This window comes from Lysinibacillus sp. NPDC056185, from assembly GCF_047737915.1.
GTDB lineage: Bacteria > Bacillota > Bacilli > Bacillales_A > Planococcaceae > Lysinibacillus.
The window spans coordinates 1-22806 of sequence record NZ_JBLLLQ010000038.1 but is presented as its reverse complement, the minus strand read 5'-3'; the positions used below and the strand labels follow the sequence as shown (position 1 = coordinate 22806).

Here is a 22806-nt window from a genome sequence, read left to right as displayed (position 1 = left end):
GCATTGCAAAATTACTTTGCGATGCATCTTTTTTGATTGATTTTTTATCATTGGAAGAACAGCGGACATCGCTGATAAAAGAGCCGGAATCGCTGATAAAGCATCGAACATCGCTGATAAAAGAGCCGGAATCGCTGATAAAACATCGAACATCGCTGAAAAAAAGCCGGAATCGCGGATAAAGCATCGAACATCGCTGATAAAAGAGCCGGAATCGCTGATAAAGCATCGAACATCGCTGATAAGAGAGCCGGAATCGCTGATAAAACATCGAACATCGCTGATAAAAGAGCCGGAACCGCTGATAAAACATTGAACATCGCTGATAAGAAAGCCGGAATCGCGGATAAAGCATCGAACACCGCTGATAAGAGAGCCGGAATCGCTGATAAAACATCGAACATCGCCTAGAAACATTATGAATGTGGTATGCGGTATTCCAAATAGTATTTACTGGGCTTCATTACACGATGAAACAAAATATATGAAAAAAATGTAATTTTGCATTTGATTTTCCATTGGAGCTTTGTAATAATAGAGAAAATTTTAGTTTTGAGGTAAGTGGTGATCAGACCAAATTTTTGTATATAGAACCTTTACGAGGAGCTCAAACTGTAAGTGAATTAGGGGGAGGTATAGTATCGTGAAAAATTATATACAATACAATGCATTTCAGAATAAAGAGGTAATAATTGCGATACCTGCGCTTGGTGAACGTAAAGAAATGTACGCAGCATTAGCGAGCATCTTACCAGAAGCCCATATTGTAGCAATCGATTTACCAGGGCATAATGGTCAACTAGATAATGATTTTTCATTTCAGTCGTATAACAATACGATAAAAGAAATTATGGAGTATCTAAAAATTACTAAAGCTCATTTTCTTGGAAATTCAATAGGTGCATGGATCATTCAAAATTTTTATACAAACTATCCTGATTCGGTTAAATCATTAACATTGTTAGACGGTGGATATTATTTTATAGGCGAATATCATCCTGATGATAAAGCAGAAATACAATTACCTATCATTGAACGATTAGAAGATTTACAAGAGGCTATAAATGAAGAAATACGGAACATGGGGAACTTGTCTGCAGAAAATAAAGAATATTTGTATAATTATTTCCTTCATAACTTTGTTGAAAAAAACAATGTCTATTACCATCACAGTGATGCAAATGCCTTAAATGATTTGTCAAAAGCAGTAGAAAAAAATAATTACTGTATAGAAAATGAAATTTCTTTGTCGGTGTTATTACTGTTGGCAGATGAACATTCGGATAGTTTGTTACATAAGAAGTTAAATAGATTTCAAAAAAGACAACCGAATGCACAAGTTGAGATTATTCCCAAAAGCTATCATTTTTTGCCTCTCACCAATCCAAATGAGATAGCTGCACGGATTAGAAAGGCAATCTTGCATTAAATTTTTTTAACTTCTACAAAGTAGAGGAGGGAGCAGTTTGCGTATTCCAAATAAATTAACTGTAGGTGATGAGGTACGTGTTATCGCACCTAGTCGTAGTGCAATTACAGCAGAAGGCGCTGAACAAACAAAGAAAAAACTTGAAGAGTTAGGCTTTAAAGTATCCTTTGGTCAACATATTTTTGAATGTGATCTTCAAAATTCAACTTCTATTGAGCATCGAGTTGCTGACATTCATGATGCCTTTCGCGATGAGAATGTAAAGGCTGTATTAACAGTCCTTGGTGGTTATAACTGTAATGAGGTATTACCTTATTTGGATTACGACATGATAGCAAATAATCCAAAAATATTTTGTGGATTCAGCGATATCACAGCTTTAGCAACAGCTATTACAAAAAAATGTGGATTTGTTACGTATTCGGGTCCTCATTTTTCTAGCTTCCGTATGGAACAGGCACAAGACTATCAGCTATCATATTTTCAAAAATGTTTGATGAGTAATACACCATATACTATTAAAGCATCAAGCGTTTGGAGTGATGATGCATGGTATTTAGATCAACATAATCGTCATTTTGAAGCGGCTAGTTGGAAAGTATATTCCGCAGGAGAAGCAAGTGGGCAATTATTCGGAGGGAATTTATGTACATTAAATTTGTTGCAAGGGACACCGTATATGCCTGATTTATCAAATAGCATTTTATTTGTAGAGGATGATGAACTAGTTAATCCAGAAATATTTGCTCGAGACTTCACCTCATTATTACAAGCTACTAGTAATATTAAAGGTATTGCGATAGGGCGATTTCAAAGAGCTTCTAAAATGACAGTGGAGCAGCTACATTTTATTTTAGATAAGCATCCAGATTTAAAAAGAATACCAGTATTATATGATGTTGATTTTGGACATACACAGCCAATCTTTACGTTTCCTATCGGTGGTGAAATTCAAATGAACACGAAAGACTTGATGATACAGGTCACTAAATTTTAAGAAAGAAGGGAGTACGATCAAGATGTTAGTAAGAGAGGCAATAGGTAAAGATGCTGAACAGGTAATAGCTGTCATCAAAAATGGGAAGAGTCTAATTTTATGTTATTCAGGCCAGGTGAACGAAAGTTAGAGACTGAACAGTTTACTAAATTTATCGAGAATATGAACAATAACAGCCATTCAGCTTTATTTATAGCTGAAATTGAAAAGATAGTAGTTGGTTATTTAATAGTTCAAGGTAATCATATGCCATCCAGTGTTTCACATCGAGCCTATATAGTCGTAGGTATCCATAGTGAATATAGGGGACAGAAAATTGGTACTGCATTGTTTAGTCACCTCGACGATTGGGCAAAAGAAAAGAGCATGCATCGCTTGGAACTAACAGTAATGGCGAATAACATGGCAGCCATAGCTTTATATAAAAAAATGGGGTTTGAAATTGAGGGGACTAAAAGACATTCCTTATATGTTGATGGGGAATATATGGATGAATATCATATGTCAAAATTATTGTAATAAAAAGGGGGGATGTATATGAATTCTAGAAGAAACACTAGAAGTATTAATATCGGTATTTTTTCACCGTCTTCCCCTGCATCCGTCAATGCACTTTCTCGATATAAGCGTGCAAAAGCTTTTCTTGAACAAAAAAATATTAATCTAATTGAAGGTAGTTTGACGGGTAAAGCTGATATTTATCGCTCAGGTACTCCTAAAGAGCGCGCAGAGGAATTGAATGAATTATTACGTGATCCAAACGTCCACATTATCATGTCGACAATAGGTGGTACAAACTCAAATAGTATGCTGCCATATATTGATTATGAGGCTTTTCGAAGCAATCCCAAAATCGTCGTTGGTTACTCTGATACAACAGCAATTTTACTGGCACTTTACGCAAAAACAGGAATTACAACTTATTACGGACCAGCATTAATTCCTTCCTTTGGTGAATTTGAGCCATTAGTCAATGATACATATCAATTCTTCGAGAACTACTTCTTGAAATCACAAGTATCACCTTATGAAATTCCAATGCCTACATACTGGTCAGATGAACCTGTCAATTGGCTAGAAAAAACGGTGGAAAAAAATTTATATAAAAATGAATGGGTGACGGTTCAAGAAGGTGTTGCTGAAGGTAGATTAATCGGCGGTAATGTAAATGCTATGTATGGATTTATTGGTACTTCTTATTTCCCGAAAATTAATGATGGAGATATCTTATTAATAGAAGATTGCGCTAAAAATACGGCTATCGTTGAGAAGAATTTTGCAATGCTGAAATTGCATGGTGTATTTGAAAAAATAAGTGGCATTATTTTAGGCAAGCATGAACGTTATGATGATTTAGGGACTGGGCGTAAACCATATGAAATCCTGCTTGAACAGTTAGACGGCATTGATATCCCGATATTGGCAGAATTTGATATATGTCATACGCATCCGATGCATCCAATTGCTATAGGAAAACAAGTGAGATTAGATGCAACGGCCAAAAAAGTCTATTGTATTGAGAAATGGTTGTAAGCCCTGCTTTTTTGCAGGGCTTAGTCCATTTAAGATTTAACATAGTCATCATCTGTAATAGCATACATTTTAACATTTTGATGAATGCCCTTAACAAACATACATTTTCGTAAACTCCCTCAAAATGCATCCCTGATTTCTCCATTACTTTTTGAGATCCAATATTTTCTTCAAAGCATCGCGCTTGAATTCGCACTAATCCTAACTCGTTAAAGCCAAAGTCGATTAGTTTTTTTGCCGCTTCAGTCGTTATCCCTTTATTCCAATAAGCTTCAGAAAGAACATAACCAACCTCCGCAAATTTATGTGTCGTGTTAATCGACACGAAGTCAATGGTGCCAATCAATTTTTGCTCATATTCGATACCCCCAAAAAAGTGTTGACCTTGTTGGTAACCAGATAAAATCAATGCAATAAAATCCTTCGTTTCATCTAAACTTTTATGTGCGTCCCATGTCACATAACGAGCTGCATGTTCACTGGAAGCATAAAGAAACATGGCTTCTACATCATTCAGTGTAATTGGTCTTAATGTTAATCTTTCTGTCTTTAAAACAGGTACTGCTTGTTTAAAAATGTTGTCGCTCATAAAACTCCCCCTTAAAAGCGTTTGAGTGTATTTAATTATAACAAGATTTGTAAATTTTCGTTAGGCTGTTTATTTGAGATTGAAAGGCGATGAACTCGTTTAGTAGTCTGTAATCTAATGCAACAGCTTTACTTATAATATGATGATTTGCGCGAAGGTAGAGAATACCCGCGGAAGGAGGGCAAATACCTGCGGAAGGAGAACAAATACCCGTGGAAGGAAAGCAAATACCCGCCATATTGCTGACGCTACGTCAACGCTACGCTTTCGCGGAAAAAACACCTGCCGCTAACGCTACGCTTTCGCGGAAAAAACACCTGCCGCTGCCGCTACGCTTTCGCGCAAAAAACATCTGTTGCCACGACGCCCTCAGGAAACCGATCAACCGTAACGGAAATCAACCTCACTTTATGCTAATGAGTCATAGACAATAGTATTTCTTCAAAACATAGAAAAAAGGGCCTCCTACAATGGAGAGCCCTTTTTTACAAGTATTTATTAATTATCTTTAACGTCTTTTCGGTTTTTCTTTAACATTTTAGATAGCATTTCATACACGATTGGTACAACTACTAATGTTAATAATGTTGAAGATAGTAAACCACCAATTACGGTAATCGCTAGGTCTTTTGAAATTAGACCACTGCCACCATTACCAAGTGCCATTGGAATCATCGCACCAATTGTTGCGATGGCTGTCATTAGGATTGGACGTAAACGAGTTGCACCTGCCTCTAAAATGGCCTCGCGCATAGCAAGTCCGTCACGTTCCATATGAATAATGCGATCTACTAATACGATGGCATTTGTTACAACGATACCTATTAACATTAATAGTCCCATCATAACAGAAACAGAAATGGTTTGATTTGTAACGTACAAGCCGACAAATGCACCAATTACTGCGAATGGTAGTGAGAACAGAATAGCAAATGGTGCTAAACCTTCACCGAATGTTACTACTAGGATGAAGTAAACAATCGCGATCGCAGCTAACATAGCAATTCCAAGCTGTGTGAACGTTTCTTGCATGTCTGCAGCAACGCCTCCAACGCCAGTCGTTACACCTTTAGGTAAATCTAATTTATCGATATTCTTATCAGCAGCTGTAGTTGCTTTTGAAATATCGTCACCGATAATCGTACCAGAAACTTTTGCGAAATATTCACCTTTTGAGCGAGACAATGTGTTTAATGTAGTGCCTTCTTCTACTTTTACTAACTCACCGATTGTCATTGTTGTGCCTAAAGCTGTTTGGATTTTAGTAGCTAATACATCATCAAGAGATTTGGCCGCAGCTTTTTCTTCATGTTGTACAATAACATCAATATCTTCACCATCATACTGAACTTTAGTTAGAACTTCTGATGATGTATTTTGATTTAAAGCCATTACAATTTGAGCAGTAGTTAAACCATATTGTAGAACATTCTTTTGATCTACTTTTAAGGTATTTTCAACAAATGGATCTTCAGTATCAGACTTAATTTCTTCTAAACCATCAACTTCTTTTAATGCGCCTTCCACTTGTTTCACTGCTTTGCGAAGCTTATCTAGATCTTCACTGTATAATGTGTAACTTACTTCATTTGAAGACCCCGACATTGATGAGAAGTTTTGAGATTTCCATTCTCCTGATTGATCGATGTTCGTTACATAGTCTTCTACTTCTTGACGTGCTTCAGGGAAGTCCTTCATATCTGGATCGAAGATGAGGTACATTAAGGCACCACCAGCACCGCCACCCATCATCATTGCTGAAGGATCAACATGTTTAGGGTCATTGATCGAAACTTGTAAAATATTAACGTCTTTACGTTTCATTAATTCTTTTTCTACTTTTGCAACATTTGCTTCTGTATCTTTCATTAGCTCGCCTGTACCAGGAGTATACGTTAAGTACATAACCTTATCTTCTTGAGAGCCCATGAAGCTGAAGCCGATAAGTGGTGTTAAAGCAAGAGAACCAACAAGCAATACAATCGCTATAACTGATGTAATGATTTTATGGTTTAATGCTTTTTTTAGTACACCTTTATACCAAAGAGCTAGCTTTCCAACTTCTTTATGTTGACTTTCTTTTTTCTCACCGTATATTTTTTTGCGGAATAGGAAGTGAGATAAAGCTGGAACTATTGTAATCGCCACTAGTAATGAAGCACCTAGCGCAAATGACATTGTTAACGCAAACGGCATGAATAATTCACCAACCATACCGCCTACAAACATTAGTGGGGCGAATACGGCCACAGTTACTAATGTAGAAGAAAGGATTGGTTTGAACATTTCAATTGTCGCTTCACGAATAAGAGCACGACCTGTTAGTTTTTCTCCTTTTAAATGGATACGTCGATAAATATTTTCAACAACTACAATGGAGTCATCGATAACACGACCTATCGCCACGGTAATGGCACCGAGAGTCATAATGTTTAATGTGATATCCATCCAGTTTAATAGTAGTAATGCCATGAATACTGAAACTGGGATAGAAATAATCGAAATAATTGTTGATTTGAAATCACGTAAAAATAGTAAAATAATTAATACGGCAATGGCACCACCGAATACTGCTTTTTCAATCATTGTGAAGACTGAATCTTCAATTGGTTTACCTTGGTCAAGTGAGATATCCACTTTTAAGCCGGCTAATGATTTTTCTTCGTCTTTCATTAAATCTTTCACTGCATTTACGACTTTTACCGTATTTGCATCTTGAGCTTTAACGATTTGAATCGCAATCGCATCTTTGCCATTTGTACGTGATACAGATTGTACTTTACCTTCGACTTCAATCGTTGCAATATCGCCTAAGCGAACGAATGGTGAAGGATTTGTAGCTGAAGGTGTGACTGGGATCAATAATTCTTTTAACTGATCGATAGATTGTACTTTACCGTCTACTGATACGGCTTGTTCGCCAACGGTAAATTGATATAAACCAAGTGATAGTGACATATCACTTGCTTGAATCATTTGCTTGACAGAATCCTCTGTTAAGCCGAGAGCAGCCATTTTTGCTTTATCATATTTAAATGATATTTCATTAATGTGCTGACCATTGATAGTTGCTGAAGCAACGCCATCAATTTTTTCGATTTTAGGAAGTAGAATGTCTTCTACTGTTGACGTTAGTTCAACAATATCTTCCTTAGAGCTACTAACTGATAAAGCGACAACAGGCATCATATTCATGCTAATTGCCATAACTGTCGGTTTTTGAGCACCTTCAGGTATTTTTATACCTTCTAAAGCGGACTCTAATTGGCGCTTTTTCTCATCCATATCAATGCCGTAGTCGTATTCAACTTGAACTTGAGCTACGTTTGAAGAGGAATTTGAGTAAACAGCCTTTACATCTTCTAAGCTTTCTATTGACTTTTCAAATGGCATGGAAAGCTCATTCATAACCTGTTCAGGTGTTGCACCAGGATAAACACCCATTACAATTAAATATGGTATAGAAATGTCAGGTATGGACTCCATTTTCATTTTTGTACCTGAATAAATACCAGAGACAGTGATGATAATTGTTAATAACCACACTGCCAATTTGTTTTTCAATACGAAATTAACTAAACCTTTCACCTTCACACCTACCCTTTATTGACTAACTAGATTTCGTTATTTATACTAATGACTAATCGGTCATTTGTCAATGAAACACATTAGGAGAGAATTAAAAGTATGTTAAAAAAGCAACTTATTATGGAGAAAGCGTTGGAGCTATTTTCAGAACAAGGCTTCGAAGCTACATCTGTACAGCAAATTACAGAACGATGTGGAATTTCAAAGGGTGCATTTTATTTATCCTTCAAAACAAAAGACGAGCTTCTAATTTCTATGGTAGAGTATTATCTACAACAGTTTGTCACTGACGTTGACCAAGTAGTCAGAAGTTCACTTAGTAAAGATATCATTTTAGTTGAATTTTACAAAAGTATTTTTCAAGCTTTTAAAAATCATGCTGCATCTGCCCGTGTGTTTTTTAATGAGAAAGTACTTCTTACAAAAAAAGAATTGTTTCAGAAAATAATTGCCTATGATGTTGAGATGTCTAAGTCGATTCTCTATATGCTGGAGCAGTTATATCAGGATGAACTTCAGGAGACAAAATATGATGTTATGTATTGCATTAAAGGATTTATGAAAAGTTATTCGGAACTTTTTATTTTTTCCGATATACCACTCGATTTAGATCAATTGGCCAAATCTCTAGCTGAAAAGACGGAAATTATTGCACGGCATACGACGATACCATTTATAACTGAAGAACTCGTTCGATTAACGGAAAAACCTTGTGATGAAGAAGTTACGCAGGAATTTTTGCTAGAATTAATCGAACAACATCTAGATGGCTTAGAAGACACTATAGAACGAGAGTCTCTAGAATTATTAAAAGACCAAGTCGAAAATCCAACCTATAGTAAACCGATTGTAAAAGGTTTAATTGAAAACATACGCTTGCAGCCAGATTATCGTTGGGTTGCTTATGTAATAGCTAAATACTTTAATATGTAGACATAAGGATAGGATTGCACATTCTAACGGGTGAGCGATCCTATTTTATCTTCATTTGGCACAGTGTTTTCTGTAGCGACAGTTAAAGTTATGACACTGCGAAATTGGTTAAGATTATTGAATGTTATACGAAAACTTGAAGTGTTAGCGGTAATTAAGTATTAGTCTCGGTGACTAGAAGTGATTGCGAGTTTCTGATAGTACTACAATAGGGACAAAACTCCATTCGAGTAGCTATTTCTTGTGTTACTCTAATTCATTTTGAAACTTATTGTTGTTGAAATTATTTTAGAGTCTTCATACTATATACGAAAAAAAAGCAAAGAGGTTCCAAAAAAAATGAAAATAAAAAAACTACGCAATTTTGCGTAGTTTTTTTAATGAGATTAAACCTCCATAATGATCGGTAAAATCATAGGGCGACGTTTTGTTTTTTCGAATAAATATGGTCCTAATACGTCAGTGATTTCATTTTTTAGCTCAGTCCATTGAGGCGTTTTGCCTTGAATTGATTCATTCAGGTGTCGGTTTAGCATTTTTTGTGCTTCATTAATCATCGTACCTGACTCACGCATGTAAACAAAGCCTCGTGAAATAATGTCTGGACCGGAAACGATTTTTTGGTTTTCCATATCCACACTTACAACAACGATCACTAAACCTTCTTCAGAAAGAATGCGTCGATCACGTAATACGATATTGCCGATATCTCCAATACCATTGCCGTCAATATAAACGTCTCCTGAAGGAATACGACCTGCTACATGTGCTTCGTTGGCACTTAATGCTAGCACGTCACCATTCTCCATAACGAATGTATTTTCAAGCGGAACATCACAATCTTCTGCTAGATGAGTATGCATTTTCAACATACGGAATTCACCGTGAATTGGCATAAAGAATTTAGGCTTCATTAGGCGCAGCATTAGTTTTTGTTCTTCTTGAGAACCGTGACCGGAAGTATGGATATTATTCAGTGCACCATGTATAACTTCTGCACCTGCACGGAAAAGTAAGTTGATAATCTTGTTTACACTTACCGTATTTCCTGGTACTGGTGAAGAAGAGAAGATAACTGTGTCACCAGGCTGGATTTGGATTTGACGATGTGTACCATTGGCAATGCGAGAAAGTGCGGCCATCGGTTCACCTTGAGAGCCTGTACATAATATCATAACTTCATTGGCAGGAAGACGATTAATGCTTTGGGCATCAATAAATGTATCCTTTGGTGCATTAATATAGCCTAGTTCACGACCAATTGTAATGGCATTATCCATTGAACGTCCGAAGACAGCAATTTTTCTTCCGTATTTTACTGCAGCATCTGTTGCTTGTTGTAAACGGTGAATGTTAGATGCGAAAGTTGCAAAAATAATACGACTATCTACCTTACGGAAAATTTCATCGATACTTTTACCAACTGTACGCTCTGACATTGTAAAGTTAGGCTTTTCTGCATTCGTACTATCTGAAAGTAAGCATAGTACGCCATCACGGCCGATTTCAGCCATTTTTGTTAAGTTGGCTGGCTCGCCTACAGGTGTAAAGTCAAATTTAAAATCACCTGTATGCACGATGTTACCAGGTGGTGTTTTTACAACGATTCCGTAAGCATCTGGAATACTGTGTGTTGTTCTAAAGAAGCTAACAGATGTTTTTCTGAACTTAATAACATCCTCTTCTTTAATTTCGATAAGCTTTGTTGTACGTAGTAAACCATGCTCGTCTAACTTATTGCGTAATAAACCAAGTGCAAGCTTGCCGCCGTAGACAGGGACATTTACTTGACGTAATAAGTAGGGAATACCACCAATATGGTCTTCATGTCCATGTGTAACAAATAATCCTTTAATTTTGTCGGCGTTGCGTACTAAATAAGTATAATCCGGAATAACGTAGTCAATGCCGAGTAAGTCGTCTTCTGGGAATTTAATGCCGGCATCAATTAAAATGATTTCATCTTGAAATTGAACGCCGTAAGTGTTTTTGCCGATTTCGCCCAGTCCGCCGAGCGCGAAAACAGCTGCTTGGTCATTTTTAACAAACTTCATGTTTGTTAAATTTCCTCCAAGATGAAGTTCGGGCTTGCTTGTTCGTAGACTAAATAGTTACCTTCAAGCAATTGAACGAACTCGATGTTGTAGTTTCGGTCTTTTAGCTTTTCACGTACTTCGCGTTCTGAAGCAGCTTCTAGGTATAGACTTTTAGTGTTTTCGCGAACTGGAATTTCATTTACTTTTTCTTGATAATAAACTTTGTAAATCATAGTTTGCTCTCCTTTTATTGCGTACAATTTTCTTGCACCTTTGACTAATACCACACACGTACTACAAGAAAAAACAGCAAATTTCTAGTAAACAAAGGAAGAAATTAGACGTTTGAAGTTCTTGTATCTCAGTGTTACAATCCAGACGTAATTACAACAAGGTGTAATTGAATTATGCAATGAGACAGTGGTTGCGCATAGCCAAATAAATGCATTTCCTTTATATTATCACGCAGTTACTCTAAAATAAAGAAAAGCCCTTCAAATAATGAAGGGCAAATGTTAGGCAATTGATTTTTTTCCGAGTATGCCGCGAAGTTGCTTCAACAATTTGCGTTTGAGTTTCTTCAGCATGGCACATCACTCCTTAGGATCATTATAATAAAAAATATTGCCTCTGTAAAGTCATTAACCTTGCAGAATAATACATAATGAAGGGGACTATAAGATGAAGAAAATATTATTTTTTGATGTAGATGGTACACTTTATAATAGTGAGAAAATATTACCTGCTTCTGCGAAAGAGGCACTTTTTGAAGCTCGTCGTAATGGATATGAGATAGCGATTGCAACTGGACGTGCACCTTTCATGATTCAATCCTTGCTAGAAGAGCTAGATATTAATACGTATGTGACATTTAACGGACAATATGTTGTTTATCGTGGTGAGGTTATTTATACGAATGGTGTTGGAAAAGGTGAGCTAGCCAAAATCATTGCCTTTGGTGAAGCACGAAATGAACCTGTAGTATTTTTAGACGACAAGCGTATGATTGCATCTGTAGGAAATAACAATATGGTAGTAGAAAGCCTCGATACATTAAAATACGAGTATCCGACTATAGACTCAACTTATTATATGCAGAACGATGTCTATCAAACACTTATTTTTATGGAAGAAAAAGATGAACATTTATATCGTGAAGCATTTCCGAACGTGGAGTTTGTACGCTGGCACCGCTATTCTTGTGATGTTTTACCAAAGGGAGGCTCGAAGGCTGCTGGTATTGAAAAGGTCCTTGATAAGATAGGGCTGACATTAAATGATGCCATTGCTTTTGGGGATGGACTTAACGATATTGAAATGCTACAGGCTGTTGGGACTGGCGTGGCGATGGGGAATGGTCATGAGAGAGTGAAGGCTGTTGCTACTCATATTGCGGAGCATGTGGACGAGGATGGTCTTGCTAAAATCATGCACCAATTAAATATTATCTAACTTATTTCAACGGAGTCGAAACATCCGTACCTGTCGCTAAGCTTTCGGTACAAAAGACATCCGCTGAAATAAGTTAAACCTCCGGACGCAATGCCGAGGCATAATTGATTAGAGAAACTAAAGAAGCAACTAGTTGTAAGAATTGACTACAACTAGTTGCTTTTGTATTTAATAAATTATTTAGTGTCTTCGATGTTTGTTCTTACTATTTTCAGTTGTACACCATTATCCGTGAAATGATTGATCGTGTCTTTAGAGAGTGAGTAATCTGTGATAATCATATCTACCGCATTTACTGGACAAACTTGAATAGCGACATCTTTATTGAATTTCGAAGAATCAGCTGCTACATAGACAGTTTGAGAAATATTTATAATTTGTTTCCGGGTAAATATTATGTTTCTATTCTCACAGAATACGAACATCAACCTATAAAAAAGGAAGTACAAGATGTTGTTGGGTTAGATTTTTCCATGAATGGCTTATTTGTCGATAGCGAAGAAGGTAAGACAGCCAATTACCCAAGTTTCTATCGTCAAGCCATGGTAAAATTAGCGAAGGAACAAAGTATTCTATCACGCAAAAAGAAAGATTCTAATCGTTGGCACAAAAAACGTCTTAAAGTAGCGAGGTTACATGAAAAAATCGCCAACCAACGGAAAGACTTTCTGCATAAAGAATCGCATAAAGTAGCAAAACCTATGATTGCGTGGTGATTGAAGATCTCAACATGAAGGGGATGTCACAAGCACTCCGTTTTGGTAAAAGCGTTGCAGATAATGCATGGGGCTTGTTCACAACTTTTCTTAGGTATAAGTTAGAGGAGCAAGGGAAAAAGTTAATCAAAATAGACAGATGGTTTCCTTCTTCCAAAACTTGTTCCAATTGTGGTCAAGTAAAGGAGTCCTTATCTCTTTCTGAGTGTACGTTCTACTGTGATTGTAGGTTTATAGCAGACAGGGACTGGAATGCCGTTTATCAACATCAGACATGAAGGATTGCGTTTATTAGCGTTAGCATAACAAAAAAACTTTTGGAACAAGAGGGATAGCTCGGTCAGTTTTCGTTGGCTACTAAAAGCAACGATAAGTCGAGAAGCCCCCACTTCAAAAACTGCTAGGTTATAAATGGTGGGTAGTTCACCACCGCCATAAAACTTCTCCATTTTCTTATCTTGCACAAGCTGTGTTGAATATCACGACGGATTGTTTCCGTTGAAACGTTGAACTCTTTTGTTAGCGTTACTAATTTTACTATAATATGTTTTCGTACAAATTGTAAAATATGCTGTTGCCTTTCTATTGTATACATTTCATTTCACGGAACAGGATGTCCTAGCTTTATATATTCAGTTTGAATCAAAGCTTATGGAATCGTTAGCTACTTACACAGATCCGATTCAGCATGTGAAAGAAACGGTGTATCGATTAAGGAAAGAGGGTAATCGTATTGGCTCGATGGAGGTAGTGACTCAACATGCAGCGGCAAAAGGATATGAACCTGATTTTTTAGTAACGCCTACTCAAGTAGGGGATAGAGGACGTCCATACCCATATATGATTTTTAAAAATATGGAGGCATTAGGATTGAGGCAACGAAACAAGTTGTGAAGATTGGTGATACAACCTCAGATATTAAAGAGGCTTTAAATGCAGGTGTTTGGGCTGTAGGTGTTATTGTTGGAAGTTCTGAGATGGGGTTATCTGAAGAAGAGCAGCAAATAGCTATTGAAAAAACAGCACGAATATTTAAAGAGATAGGTGCGCATTATACGATTCGAACGATGGAAGAGCTGCCTGCACTGCTGGAAAAAATAAACGAACGTTTAGAACAAGGAATAGAAATAGCATAAAAATAATTGGGATATTTGAAAATTGAAAGTGATGGGTAGAAGATCAAAACGAGTCTAAAAAGAAAGTAGACCCCGCAGTTTATAATAACTGCAGGGGTTTGCTTTCTTTCTGTGCTCCTAATCGCGCTCGTATGGTGTAGAATCTGGAATTTCCGCAAATGGATTTTTTTCATTGATGCGATCGTAAAACATAATGCCGTTAAGGTGGTCTAATTCGTGTTGGAAGGCTATAGCAGGCATGCCTTTAAGTCGCAATTTTTTCTCTTCACCGTCAATTGTTTTAAATTTAACTGTAACACGAGCATGACGTGGTACATAGCCTGGAACATTGCGATCTACAGAAAGGCAGCCCTCACCCGCTGCAAGGTATGAGTTTTCTACAGAGTGGCTAACGATTTTTGGGTTGATAGCTACAAAACTTAATTGTTCGCCATTGTCATCAGTTAAATGAAGGGCAAACATGCGATGTAGGCTATTTACTTGATTGGCAGCTAATCCAATGCCGCCGCGTAAATTATATTTATCTGCCATTTCAGGATCTTGGCTGTTTATTAAATATTGAAGCATGTCTTCTGCAAGCTGTCTTACTTCATCAGTTAAAGGGAATTTGACCTCCTCAGCTTTTGTGCGTAAAGTCGGATGACCTTCGCGAATAATATCATCCATTAAAATCATATATGAATCTTCCTTTCAACTTTGTAGTGCTTACTTATAAGTATACATCACGTCTTAAAACAATCACATGAAAAAAGACCTTATTTGAATATACTTAAAAAATTTTTCTAAAGCTATTAGATTGTCTGGAACTGGGGCATTCTACTATTGGTAATCATGTAAGGAAACTAAATAATTATGTACTTTTGATACGTTGTTATAATACAGTTATTCTTTGTTAGTGGTACAGTATGAAACAGAGTTGTATAATCGCTATGTTAGAAAAAATCTTTGTTTATACGCGTATTATATGATTGACCGACAGTATTTTATTCAGTATACTGAGTGCAAAGAATAAGTTGTACTAGTTGAAATGGTGATTTATTTTAATACAGCTGAAAGGGAGATGTGACAAATGGGCAAGAAAAACAATAATATTTTTGACGCTAAACAAACGCTAACTGAAATAGAAGATAAATTTGAAATGTTCCAAATTTTAAATGAAGAAGGCGAAATTATAAATGACGAGGCAGACCCAAAGTTATCTGATGAGGAGCTAGTTGAGTTAATGACGCGTATGGTTTATACACGTATTTTAGACCAACGTTCCATTTCTCTTAACCGTCAAGGTCGATTAGGCTTCTATGCACCAACGGCTGGGCAGGAAGCTTCACAACTTGCTTCACACTTTGCGTTAGAAAAAGAAGATTGGATTTTACCAGGTTACCGTGATGTACCACAAATCGTATGGCATGGTTTACCTTTAGATAAAGCGTTTTTATTCTCACGCGGTCATTTTATGGGGAATCAAGTTCCTGAAGGGGTAAACGTATTAGCACCTCAAATCATTATCGGTGCACAATATATTCAAGCTGCAGGTGTAGCGCTTGGTATTCAAAAACGTGGTAAAAAGGCTGTCGCTGTAACTTATACAGGTGATGGTGGGTCATCGCAAGGGGATTTCTATGAAGGCATTAACTTTGCGGGTGCGTTTAAATCACCAGCAATTTTCATTGTACAAAATAACCAATATGCAATTTCAACACCTCGTGAATTACAAACAGCTGCGAAAACAATTGCTCAAAAAGGTGTAGCAGCAGGCTTACCAAGTATTTTAGTAGATGGAATGGATGCGTTAGCTGTTTACGTAGCAACACGTGATGCACGTGAGCGCGCTGTTAATGGCGAAGGTCCTACTTTAATTGAAACAATGTGCTATCGCTATGGTCCTCATACAATGGCAGGGGATGACCCAACGCGTTACCGTACATCGGATACAGATAGTGAATGGGCGCAAAAAGACCCTCTTGTACGCTTCCGTAAATATCTAGAGGCGAAAGGTTTATGGGATGAGCAAAAAGAAGAGGCTGTTATTGAGCGTGCAAAAGAAGAAATTAAAGAGGCGATCAAAAAAGCCGATGCTGCTCCAAAACAAAAAGTAACACAGTTAATGGAAAACATGTATAAAGGCGAAATGCCATCAAACTTAAAAGAACAATATGAAATCTATAAAGAGAAGGAGTCGAAATAACCTATGGCACAAATGACAATGATTCAAGCAATTACAGATGCACTTCGCACAGAATTAAAGAATGATGAAAACGTTCTTGTATTCGGGGAAGATGTAGGTGTCAATGGTGGGGTATTCCGCGCAACTGAAGGCCTACAAAAAGAATTCGGTGTTGACCGCGTTTTCGATACTCCATTAGCAGAGTCAGGTATTGGTGGCTTAGCAGTCGGACTTTCTCTTCAAGGTTTCCGTCCAGTTCCTGAAATTCAGTTCTTCGGCTTTGTTTATGAAGTAATGGATTCAATTAGTGGTCAATTAGCACGTATGAGCTACCGTAGCGGCGGTGTCTATAATGCACCAGTAACAATCCGTTCTCCATTTGGTGGTGGTGTACATACACCAGAAATGCACTCAGATAGCTTAGAGAGTTTAATGACAGCACAACCAGGGTTAACGGTTGTTGTACCATCTACACCATACGATGCGAAAGGCTTACTGATTTCATCTATTCGAAATGACAACCCAGTCATTTTCTTAGAGCATTTAAAATTATATCGTTCATTCCGTGAAGAGGTGCCAGAGGAAGCATACGAAATTCCACTAGGTAAAGCGGATGTAAAACGTGAAGGTAAAGATCTAACAATCATTGCCTATGGTTTAATGGTTCACGAAAGCTTAAAGGCTGCAGAAGAGCTAGAAAAAGAAGGTCACTCTGTAGAAGTTATTGATTTACGTACAATCCAACCTATTGATATTGAAACAATTATTGCGTCAGTTGAAAAAACAGGTCGCGCAATCGTTGTACAAGAGGCTCAAAAACAGGCAGGTATCGCTGCAAATGTTGTGGCTGAAATTACAGAACGCGCGATTTTAAGCTTAGAAGCACCTGTACTTCGTGTGGCTGCACCAGATACTGTGTACCCATTCCCACAAGCTGAAGGTGTTTGGTTACCAAACTATAAAGATGTAATGGAAACAGCGAAAAAAGTTTTAACATTCTAATGTAGCTGCTAAACGACGGTAATATAGAAAGGATGGGTACACATGGCATTTGAATTTAGATTACCAGACATAGGCGAGGGTATTCACGAAGGCGAAATCGTGAAATGGTTCGTTAAAGCTGGAGATACAGTAAAAGAAGATGATATTCTTTGTGAAGTACAAAATGACAAAGCAGTAGTAGAAATCCCTTCTCCGGTGGAAGGGAAAGTAGAGGAAGTTTTAGTAGGAGAAGGCACAGTAGCAGTTGTTGGTGATGTCTTAATCCGTTTTGATGCACCTGGCTATGAAGACTTAAAGCTAAAAGGTGATGACCATGCTGAGGCGAAAACAGAGGCTCAAGTTCAAGCAACAGCTGAGGATGGTCAGAAAGTAGAAAAGGCTCCTGTTAAAGATGAGCAGGCTCCAGAGAAAGCTGCCGAAAAGACTGAAGCTGTAACTGTAGCTGATGAAAATAAGCGTGTCATTGCAATGCCTTCAGTACGTAAATTTGCACGAGAGCATGATGTTAATATTCGTGAAGTTAAAGGTACAGGCAAAAATGGTCGTATTTTAAAACAAGATATTGAGAATTTCCTAAAAGGTGGAGGCGCTGTAGAGGCTGAAGTAGCACCGGTGGCTAATGAGGAGGCTGTTCAGCAAGAAACAACTGCACAAGCAGCAGCACCAGTAGTTCTTGAAGGTGAATTCCCTGAAACACGTGAGAAAATGTCGGGCATTCGAAAAGCGATTGCAAAAGCGATGGTTCACTCGAAACAAACGGCTCCACATGTTACACTAATGGATGAAGTCGATGTAACAGCTCTAGTAGCACATCGCAAAAAATTCAAAGATATCGCTGCTGAAAAAGGTGTCAAATTAACGTACTTACCATACGTAGTTAAAGCGCTTATTTCAACTTTACGCGAATTCCCAGAATTTAACCGCTCATTAGATGATGCAACACAAGAGATTATTCAGAAGCATTATTATAATATTGGTATTGCAGCAGATACAGAAAAAGGCTTGTTAGTACCAGTTATTAAGCACGCAGATCGTAAATCTGTATTTGCAGTATCAAACGAGATTAATGAATTAGCGACTAAAGCACGTGAAGGCAAGCTTGCACCACATGAAATGAAGGGCGCTTCGATGTCGATTACGAATATCGGCTCTGCAGGAGGACAATGGTTTACTCCGGTAATTAATCATCCTGAAGTAGCAATTCTAGGTATTGGTCGAATTTCAGAAAAACCTGTAATAAAAAATGGTGAAATTGTAGCCGCACCTGTGTTAGCATTATCATTGAGCTTTGATCATCGTATGATTGATGGAGCCACTGCGCAAAATGCTTTAAATCACTTAAAGCGTTTGCTAAGTGAACCAGAATTATTATTAATGGAGGCGTAACAAAAATGGTAGTAGGAGATTTTCCAATCGAAACAGATACTCTTGTCATTGGTTCAGGTCCTGGAGGATATGTAGCAGCAATCCGTGCAGCTCAAACTGGCCAAAAAGTAACAATCGTTGAAAAAAATGTACTTGGTGGTGTGTGCTTAAACGTAGGTTGTATCCCATCAAAAGCATTAATTTCAGTAGGTCACCGTTTTGAGCATGCTAAACATTCAGATGACATGGGTATCATCGCTTCTGACGTGAAATTAGACTTCTCAAAAGCACAAGCATTTAAAGACAGCGTTGTTAAAAAATTAACTGGCGGTGTTGAAGGCTTACTTAAAGGTAATAAAGTTGAAATTGTACAAGGTGAAGCTTATTTCGTTGACGCTCATTCAGTGCGTATCATCAATGGTGAATCTGCTCAAACATACACATTTAACAATGTAATTATCGCAACAGGTTCTCGCCCAGTTGAAATTCCAACATTCAAATTCTCTGATCGCGTACTAAATTCTACTGGCGCACTTTCTTTACAAGAAGTACCAGGTAAATTAGTTGTTATCGGTGGAGGTTATATTGGTACAGAGTTAGGTTCAGCATATGCTAATCTTGGCTCACAAGTAACAATTATCGAGGGCGGAAAAGATATCTTAGCTGGTTTCGAAAAACAAATGACACAAATCGTGAAAAAAGGCCTTAAAAAGAAAGGCGTTGAAATGGAAGTAAACGCATCTGCAAAAGGCGTTGAAGAAACAGAAAACGGCGTAGTAGTAACATATGAAGTTGGCGGAGAAGAGAAAAAAGTTGAAGCTGACTATGTATTAGTAACTGTAGGTCGTCGTCCAAATACAGATGAAATGGGCCTTGCTGAAATCGGTATTGAATTCGGTGAACGTGGTCTTATCAATGTTGACAAACAATGTCGTACAAATATTCCAAACATCTATGCAATTGGTGATATTGTAGCTGGTCCTCAACTTGCTCATAAAGCATCTTACGAAGGTAAAGTTGCTGCTGAAGCAATCGCTGGTGAAAAATCAATCGTTGATTATTTAGCTATTCCTGCTGTATGCTTCACAGATCCAGAAATGGCAACAGTTGGTTATAACGAAGATGAAGCGAAAGCTGAAGGCATTGAATACACTGCAGCGAAATTCCCATTCGCAGCAAATGGTCGTGCACTTGCATTAAACCAAACAGAAGGTTTCGTGAAGCTTGTTGCGCGTAAAGAAGATGGCTTATTAATCGGTGCTCAAATCGTAGGTGCTGGTGCATCAGATATGATCGCTGAAATGGGCTTAGCAATTGAAGGCGGCATGACTGCTGAAGATATCGCATTAACAATCCATGCTCACCCAACATTAGGTGAAATTACAATGGAAGCTGCTGAAGTATTACTTGGCAACCCAATCCATATTGTAGCTAAAAAATAATAAAGTTTATGAAAACGGCTATAAAGCATTTGCTTTGTAGCCGTTTTTTTGTATATTACTTGTAATTTTGATAAAGTAATTATATCGAATGAATATTCAAATAATATAGTTCGGTTGGGATTATATTAAATACCGAATAGATTTAGCGAATGTGTCAGATAGTCTCTGAAATTGACTGCTAGATATTCGAAAATGATATCGATGTTTGTATAACAAAAGAAGTTGAACAAAAAACTGGGGTGATCACAATGGAACTAGGCTTAAAGGGGAAAGTAGCAGTTATTACAGGTTCAAGTAAGGGAATTGGTTATTATACAGCGATGCAGCTTGTGAAAGAGGGGGCAAAGGTTGTACTTTGTGCTCGTGGTGAAAAACAGCTTCAAGTGGCTGCTGGCTGTATTAAAAACGAAACAGGCGAGGACGTATTAATTGTAGCGACTGATATTACAAAGGAAAAAGATTGTAAGTACTTAATTGAACGAGCAGTAGAACATTTTGGTCGTCTTGATATTCTTATTAATAATGCAGGGACAGCTTCGGCTAATCCATTTGAAGCGGTTAGTAGTGAGCTATGGCAAGCTGATTTAGATTTAAAAGTATTTGGTGCTGTCAATTGTTCAAAATATGCTGCACCTCATTTGCGTAAGGTTGGTGGCGGTGCAATAGTTAATGTGACTGCGGTAATGGCTAAAACACCACCAGCAAACTCACTCCCTACTACTGTAAGTCGTGCGGCAGGGCTTGCGTTAACGAAGGCTATGAGCAAAGACTTAGGGAAAGATAATATTCGTGTGAATTCTGTTTGTATTGGGCTTATTCGTAGTGATCAAATTGAGAAGAAGTGGAAGGAAGAAGCGCCAGAACTATCGTGGGAAAATTATTCCCGTAAAGTAGGTCAAGCGATTCCACTTGGTCGAGTAGGGGATACTCAAGAAGCAGCAAATGTCATTACTTTTTTAGTATCAGATGCAGCTAGTTATGTGACAGGAACTTCTGTAAACATTGATGGTGGTTCTGGACACGCATTATAGTTAAAAAAGACTTTTGGCGGTGTCTTAAAAACGAATGTAGAGCAGTTTTTAGACAACCTCTTTATCTTATGTATAGAAAAAGGATGGCTCAAAGTGTTTTGGAGTTATCCTTTTTTTCTATTGTTTTCCTAAAATTATAATAGACAGAAAATTCCTGCAGATGTAGAATAAACGTTATAGGGGGTGAAATGTGGCGAAATGTTGAACGAAAATTTTGCTTCGATGTTAAAGAGAGTTGTTCGTATTATTGTTCAGATTGGGATACTCAATATTTTTTATTACATGGGTGTCGGTATTGTGGCTTTACTACATGTACCTCTTCCGGGAAGTGTAATTGGATTACTATTACTAGCACTTTCACTCAATTTTAAAATAATTAAAGTAGAATACATTCAAGATGGAGCAGGCTTCTTAATTGGCGTATTAACCTTGTTTTTCATTCCTGCAACAGTAGGAGTGATTGACTACCCTGAACTTTTTTCAACTACTGGCCTATTGATTATGCTAGCCGTTATAGCAAGCACGCTAATCTCTATTTATGTTACAGGATTACTTAGTCAAATGGTTGAGAAAAAAGAGCTGGCTAAAAAAGAAACAGAAGCCATTGTAGAAGAAGGAGAGGGGAAATTAACTGTTGATTGAAATTATTGTTGTCGTTGGCACCGTTGTCTTATTCGTGTTATTTACAAAACTTTATCAACGTTACCCACATCCTTTAATGATTCCGCTAGTGACGACAACGATCGTCAGTGCTGTTATGTTATTAGTCTTTAACATTCCATATTCTACTTATATGGAGGGAGGGCAATGGCTTCAAAAAATGCTAGGTCCAGCAGTTGTAGCCCTAGCTTATCCTCTATATAATCAGCGTGAGATCATTATGAAATATAAATATGCTATTTTGTCAGGTATTTTTATCGCCATGATTACGGGCTTAGCAACAATATTTGTTATGCTGAAATGGATTGGCGTCAATAAAAGCTGGCTGCTGACGGCCTTGCCTAAATCATTAACGACACCTGTTGGTATGCAGGTGAGTGAGACAATTGGCGGCATTCCACCATTAACAGCTGTGCTTGTAATGCTGGCAGGGTTTGTAGGCGCTATTATTGGACCGCTAGTCATTAAATACGGCAAAATTGATTCAGCCGTTAGTAGAGGTGTTGCAGTAGGTAGTGCTTCACATGGCGTTGGGCTTGTTAAATTAAGAGAATACGGAGAACAAGAATTATCAGTAGGCTCGCTATCTATGGCCTTAACTGCAATTATAGGCGCATTTTTATGTCCACTATTTGTTTATTTATTTTTGTAAAAAAAAGCTATATACAGTTTATATTTTTATTAAAAGTCAAGAATTAAAGTAATGCACTTAATATTTCTGGATCTATATACA

Annotated in this window: 22 protein-coding genes and 2 pseudogenes; 16 read left to right on the top strand and 8 right to left on the bottom strand. The window is 37.5% G+C overall.

What is annotated here, in order from left to right; translation table 11 throughout:
• Window positions 1-47 precede the first annotated feature (47 nt).
• Window positions 48-404 (bottom strand): hypothetical protein, encoded by a 357-nt coding sequence (locus ACMZ42_RS23675; RefSeq protein ID WP_415732997.1) that lies wholly within the window; start codon window positions 402-404, stop codon window positions 48-50.
• A gap of 239 nt (window positions 405-643) precedes the next feature.
• On the opposite strand from ACMZ42_RS23675, the gene ACMZ42_RS23670 reads away from it, so the two are divergent.
• From ACMZ42_RS23670 to ACMZ42_RS23655, 4 genes are all read left to right on the top strand, one after another.
• Window positions 644-1429, top strand: coding sequence for an alpha/beta fold hydrolase (locus tag ACMZ42_RS23670; RefSeq protein ID WP_415732996.1), 786 nt, complete (start codon window positions 644-646; stop codon window positions 1427-1429).
• A 37-nt stretch (window positions 1430-1466) separates the two neighbouring features.
• On the top strand, window positions 1467-2426 hold the full coding sequence (locus ACMZ42_RS23665; protein WP_415732995.1) for a S66 family peptidase: 960 nt from the start codon (window positions 1467-1469) through the stop codon (window positions 2424-2426).
• 99 nt (window positions 2427-2525) lie between these two features.
• Window positions 2526-2945: a GNAT family N-acetyltransferase gene (locus tag ACMZ42_RS23660; RefSeq protein WP_415732994.1), complete on the top strand. Its 420-nt coding sequence runs from the start codon at window positions 2526-2528 to the stop codon at window positions 2943-2945.
• A gap of 18 nt (window positions 2946-2963) precedes the next feature.
• The gene (locus tag ACMZ42_RS23655) at window positions 2964-3959 is read left to right on the top strand and encodes a S66 family peptidase (protein WP_415732993.1); all 996 of its coding nucleotides are present in this window, start codon (window positions 2964-2966) and stop codon (window positions 3957-3959) included.
• Between the two features lie 29 nt (window positions 3960-3988).
• On the opposite strand, the pseudogene ACMZ42_RS23650 reads toward ACMZ42_RS23655, so the two are convergent.
• Window positions 3989-4548 (bottom strand): annotated as a pseudogene (locus ACMZ42_RS23650) (GNAT family N-acetyltransferase).
• Between the two features lie 498 nt (window positions 4549-5046).
• Entirely contained in the window at window positions 5047-8136 is a 3090-nt protein-coding gene (locus tag ACMZ42_RS23645; protein ID WP_370076995.1) for an efflux RND transporter permease subunit, read from the bottom strand.
• 99 nt (window positions 8137-8235) lie between these two features.
• On the opposite strand from ACMZ42_RS23645, the gene ACMZ42_RS23640 reads away from it, so the two are divergent.
• On the top strand, window positions 8236-9069 hold the full coding sequence (locus ACMZ42_RS23640) for a TetR/AcrR family transcriptional regulator (protein WP_415732992.1): 834 nt from the start codon (window positions 8236-8238) through the stop codon (window positions 9067-9069).
• A 386-nt stretch (window positions 9070-9455) separates the two neighbouring features.
• Here ACMZ42_RS23640 and rnjA read toward each other — a convergent pair whose 3' ends face one another.
• A complete protein-coding gene (gene rnjA / locus ACMZ42_RS23635; RefSeq protein ID WP_370076999.1) occupies window positions 9456-11123 on the bottom strand; it encodes a ribonuclease J1 in 1668 nt (555 codons plus the stop codon).
• A gap of 5 nt (window positions 11124-11128) precedes the next feature.
• Window positions 11129-11338 (bottom strand): DNA-dependent RNA polymerase subunit epsilon, encoded by a 210-nt coding sequence (locus ACMZ42_RS23630; RefSeq protein WP_370077001.1) that lies wholly within the window; start codon window positions 11336-11338, stop codon window positions 11129-11131.
• 448 nt (window positions 11339-11786) lie between these two features.
• Here ACMZ42_RS23630 and ACMZ42_RS23625 point away from each other — a divergent pair, with 448 nt between their 5' ends.
• Window positions 11787-12557: a Cof-type HAD-IIB family hydrolase gene (locus tag ACMZ42_RS23625; protein ID WP_415732991.1), complete on the top strand. Its 771-nt coding sequence runs from the start codon at window positions 11787-11789 to the stop codon at window positions 12555-12557.
• 176 nt (window positions 12558-12733) lie between these two features.
• Here the strand turns inward: ACMZ42_RS23625 and ACMZ42_RS23620 are convergent, their stop codons facing one another.
• Window positions 12734-12982, bottom strand: coding sequence for a hypothetical protein (locus ACMZ42_RS23620; protein WP_415732990.1), 249 nt, complete (start codon window positions 12980-12982; stop codon window positions 12734-12736).
• Here ACMZ42_RS23620 and ACMZ42_RS23615 point away from each other — a divergent pair.
• Window positions 12944-13579 (top strand): annotated as a pseudogene (locus ACMZ42_RS23615) (RNA-guided endonuclease InsQ/TnpB family protein); the annotation flags it as partial. The gene ACMZ42_RS23620 and the pseudogene ACMZ42_RS23615 sit on opposite strands and share 39 nt — an antisense overlap.
• A gap of 94 nt (window positions 13580-13673) precedes the next feature.
• On the opposite strand, the gene ACMZ42_RS23610 reads toward ACMZ42_RS23615, so the two are convergent.
• On the bottom strand, window positions 13674-13868 hold the full coding sequence (locus tag ACMZ42_RS23610) for a DeoR family transcriptional regulator (RefSeq protein WP_415732989.1): 195 nt from the start codon (window positions 13866-13868) through the stop codon (window positions 13674-13676).
• On the opposite strand from ACMZ42_RS23610, the gene ACMZ42_RS23605 reads away from it, so the two are divergent.
• Together ACMZ42_RS23605 and ACMZ42_RS23600 are read left to right on the top strand one after the other, a co-directional pair.
• Complete coding sequence (locus tag ACMZ42_RS23605) at window positions 13859-14167, top strand: hypothetical protein (RefSeq protein WP_415732988.1); 309 nt, start codon at window positions 13859-13861, stop codon at window positions 14165-14167. The two genes, ACMZ42_RS23610 and ACMZ42_RS23605, sit on opposite strands and share 10 nt — an antisense overlap.
• A complete protein-coding gene (locus tag ACMZ42_RS23600; protein ID WP_415732987.1) occupies window positions 14164-14409 on the top strand; it encodes a hypothetical protein in 246 nt (81 codons plus the stop codon). The genes ACMZ42_RS23605 and ACMZ42_RS23600 overlap by 4 nt, the downstream gene beginning before the upstream one ends.
• Window positions 14410-14526: 117 nt before the next feature.
• Here the strand turns inward: ACMZ42_RS23600 and def are convergent, their stop codons facing one another.
• Window positions 14527-15084 (bottom strand): peptide deformylase, encoded by a 558-nt coding sequence (def, locus tag ACMZ42_RS23595; RefSeq protein WP_370077007.1) that lies wholly within the window; start codon window positions 15082-15084, stop codon window positions 14527-14529.
• 394 nt (window positions 15085-15478) lie between these two features.
• Here def and pdhA point away from each other — a divergent pair, with 394 nt between their 5' ends.
• From pdhA to ACMZ42_RS23560, 7 genes are all read left to right on the top strand, one after another.
• Window positions 15479-16594, top strand: a complete 1116-nt coding sequence (gene pdhA, locus ACMZ42_RS23590) for a pyruvate dehydrogenase (acetyl-transferring) E1 component subunit alpha (RefSeq protein ID WP_100542608.1) — start codon at window positions 15479-15481, stop codon at window positions 16592-16594.
• A gap of 3 nt (window positions 16595-16597) precedes the next feature.
• Window positions 16598-17575, top strand: coding sequence for an alpha-ketoacid dehydrogenase subunit beta (locus tag ACMZ42_RS23585; protein WP_079559704.1), 978 nt, complete (start codon window positions 16598-16600; stop codon window positions 17573-17575).
• A 42-nt stretch (window positions 17576-17617) separates the two neighbouring features.
• Window positions 17618-18961, top strand: coding sequence for a dihydrolipoamide acetyltransferase family protein (locus tag ACMZ42_RS23580; RefSeq protein ID WP_402872277.1), 1344 nt, complete (start codon window positions 17618-17620; stop codon window positions 18959-18961).
• 5 nt (window positions 18962-18966) lie between these two features.
• On the top strand, window positions 18967-20382 hold the full coding sequence (lpdA, locus tag ACMZ42_RS23575; protein ID WP_370077012.1) for a dihydrolipoyl dehydrogenase: 1416 nt from the start codon (window positions 18967-18969) through the stop codon (window positions 20380-20382).
• A gap of 248 nt (window positions 20383-20630) precedes the next feature.
• The gene (locus ACMZ42_RS23570; protein ID WP_370077014.1) at window positions 20631-21413 is read left to right on the top strand and encodes an SDR family NAD(P)-dependent oxidoreductase; all 783 of its coding nucleotides are present in this window, start codon (window positions 20631-20633) and stop codon (window positions 21411-21413) included.
• A gap of 198 nt (window positions 21414-21611) precedes the next feature.
• Entirely contained in the window at window positions 21612-22055 is a 444-nt protein-coding gene (locus ACMZ42_RS23565) for a CidA/LrgA family protein (RefSeq protein ID WP_415732986.1), read from the top strand.
• A complete protein-coding gene (locus ACMZ42_RS23560) occupies window positions 22048-22725 on the top strand; it encodes an LrgB family protein (RefSeq protein WP_370077018.1) in 678 nt (225 codons plus the stop codon). The genes ACMZ42_RS23565 and ACMZ42_RS23560 overlap by 8 nt, the downstream gene beginning before the upstream one ends.
• Window positions 22726-22806: the final 81 nt, after the last annotated feature.